This is a genomic window from Sulfitobacter sp., from assembly GCF_036961165.1.
Classification (GTDB): domain Bacteria; phylum Pseudomonadota; class Alphaproteobacteria; order Rhodobacterales; family Rhodobacteraceae; genus Sulfitobacter.
Window position 1 is genome coordinate 1 of record NZ_JBALVJ010000167.1, and the last position, 2,191, is coordinate 2,191.

At 61.7% G+C, this 2,191-nt stretch carries 2 protein-coding genes; both read left to right on the plus strand.

Annotated elements, in window-relative coordinates; genetic code table 11:
• Positions 1-267: 267 nt before the first annotated feature.
• Positions 268-1,461, plus strand: a complete 1,194-nt coding sequence (locus V7730_RS22575; RefSeq protein WP_335749799.1) for an aminotransferase-like domain-containing protein — start codon at positions 268-270, stop codon at positions 1,459-1,461.
• A gap of 12 nt (positions 1,462-1,473) precedes the next feature.
• Positions 1,474-2,145 carry an RraA family protein gene (locus V7730_RS22580; RefSeq protein WP_335749800.1) on the plus strand — a complete coding sequence of 224 codons (672 nt, stop codon included), beginning with the start codon at positions 1,474-1,476 and terminating at the stop codon, positions 2,143-2,145.
• Positions 2,146-2,191 lie beyond the last annotated feature (46 nt).

A 2,191-nucleotide genomic window follows, 5' to 3' on the forward strand; every position in this document is an offset into this window, starting at 1 on the left:
TTCCGCCCTTCGTGAAGGCGCGTCCGAACGACACCAACGGCCTTTTGCAGCCGGTCGGGCCCGAGTTGGCCCCGCGGTGTGGCTTCCACAGATCTGCCGTTTTTGGGTGCCACAGCATTTTCCGTCGCGCCATTTTAGATCTGCGGACGAAGTGCAGATGCTCGACCAGCCAGGGCGCTGCGGGTCAGTGTTGCAGGGCGGGCAACGCTTGCAGCGTCCTATCTAATCGTGTCTCCTATAACCGACACAAATCAGGACAGAGCCCCGATGACTTTCAGATATGCCCAGCGGATGGCAAAGGTGCGGCCATCGGCCATTGGTGAATTGCTGGCCTTGGGGGCCGATCCGTCGATCATTTCCTTCGGCGGTGGCTATCCAGACGCCACGCTGTTTCCGCAGGAGCAGTTGGACGCCATCTTTCACGACATCATTCGGGCGCCTGGGGGAGTCGCGATGCAATATGCGCCCTCCAACGGTTTACCGCATCTGCGCGACCAGATCGCCAAACTTATGACTGCGGATGGCACGCCCTGCACTGGAGATGACGTGCTGATCCTGCAAGGCTCTCAGCAGGGTCTCGACTTTGCCGCACGGATGTTGATTGACCCCGATGACGTGATCATAACCGAGGACCCTACCTTTCTGGGCGCTCTGATCGCTTTTGAGCCCAGCCAGCCCCAATACGCGGTCGTCCCCGTCGACGCAGACGGAATGCAGACCGAGCGCCTTGAAGCAATCCTGTCGGCCAACCCACGGGCCCGGATGATCTACACCGTCCCGGATTTCCAGAACCCGACCGGCGTGACCCTCTCGCTCGCGCGGCGCAAACAGTTGATCGCACTTGCAAACCGGTATGACCTGATTGTGCTGGAAGACACGCCCTACCGCCATATCCGGTTTTCCGCTCAGAACCTGCCCACCCTCAAGTCCTTGGACACAGAGGGGCGGGTCATCCACCTTGGCAGCTTTTCCAAAGTCCTTGTCCCTGGTCTGCGCATCGGCTGGGCCATAGCAAGCCCTGACCTGCTTGCACGCATGGGCCTCTTGAAGGTTGCCGCCGACACCCAGACCTCGACCCTCAACATGGCGGCCGCCAGCCTGTTTCTGGATCGTTACGACCTTTCGGCCCATATCGCGACCTTGCGGACAGCCTACTCCGCTAAGAAAGAGACCATGCTCAACGCCATCCGGCAACATTTTCCGCAAGAGATCAGCGCAACCGACCCCGAAGGCGGCCTTTTCACCTGGCTCACATTTCCTGAAAGCTTTGACGCCACTGCATTCATGCGCGACGTGGCTTTGCCGCAAGCCCGTGTGGCCTTTGTGCCCGGGGCCACCTTCTTTCCACTGACTCCGCGCGCCAATCACGCCCGCTTCAATTTCTCTGCCCAGTCGGAGGCGAATATCCAGACCGGGATTGCTGCCTTGGGCTTGGCCTTGCACGCCAACTTATCCTTCTGAACCAGAGGTACCATGACAGTCACGCTTCACGCCCCACCGCCCTTTGACCTCACACCTGCCGAGATCGCCCGCTGGGTTCCGGTTCCCACAACAATCGCCGTTGATCTGGTCCTAGGCGCCGGTCAGATCGACCCTGCCATCCGCCCGCTTCGACCCGCAGGCCTTCAACCCCGGCTCTTCGGTCAGGCCGTAACCGTGCGCTGCGAAGCACCCGATTTCGGCGCGGTCCTGCATGCGCTCGACGTGATCGAACAGGGTCAAGTTCTGGTGATCGACGCAGGTGGCCACCGCGATACGGCCATGATCGGCGACATTCTGTCCGGTCACCTGCGCAACAAGGGCGTTGCGGGCCTGATCTGCGACGGGGCCGTCCGTGACACCGGAACACTCGGCGGCTGGGACAATTTCCCGGTCTTTTCGCGGTGGATCACGCCGCGTGGCCCGATCGGAGCCGAGCGCGGCTCCGTCAACCTGCCCGTCGTGATTGGCGGCTGCCTTGTCGCGCCGGGGGATCTGGTGATCGGCGATGACGACGGTCTCGTAGCGCTGTCGCCTCAAGCCACCAGAACCCTTATCGCCGGTGCCGAAGCCAAGCTCATCCGCGAAGCCGAATGCATAAGCGCCCTCGCCTCTGGCAAATCGGCGGCCGACGTCTTCGGCCTTGAGGTGGCCATCCGAGGCTAAGGTTTTCTTGAGACCGGGCCTGCACCAAGCTGCCCCCCTGGTCCTG